We start from the raw sequence: 300 nt of genomic DNA, 5'->3' as shown, positions 1-300 counted from the left end.
GTGCGGGACAAGCAGAGCGGGGTGTTTCTCGACCCCCAACGCCAGCATCGCCTCGATCACCAGGGCGAGTTCTTGTCGGTCACCGGACCGCTGAACATTGCGCGTTCGCCCCAAGATCAACCGGTGATTTTCCAGGCCGGGATTTCCGAATCCGGGCGTAATCTGGCAGCCCACTTTGCCGAAGGCATCTTCGCCGGCGTAGATAATTTCGACGATGCCCGCGCCTACTACGCCGACATCAAACAGCGTACCGCCGCCGCCGGGCGCAACCCCGATCACGTCACCATCCTGCCGGGCATC

General features: G+C 62.7%; 1 protein-coding gene. It reads left to right on the top strand.

Annotated features, from left to right (window positions below; genetic code table 11):
- A partial coding sequence (locus BK665_RS34025; RefSeq protein WP_123410670.1) for an LLM class flavin-dependent oxidoreductase occupies positions 1-300 on the top strand: 300 nt, incomplete at both ends.

Source organism: Pseudomonas frederiksbergensis, assembly GCF_003732665.1.
Lineage (GTDB): Bacteria > Pseudomonadota > Gammaproteobacteria > Pseudomonadales > Pseudomonadaceae > Aquipseudomonas > Aquipseudomonas frederiksbergensis_G.
This window is presented reverse-complemented; position numbering and strand designations above follow the sequence as displayed.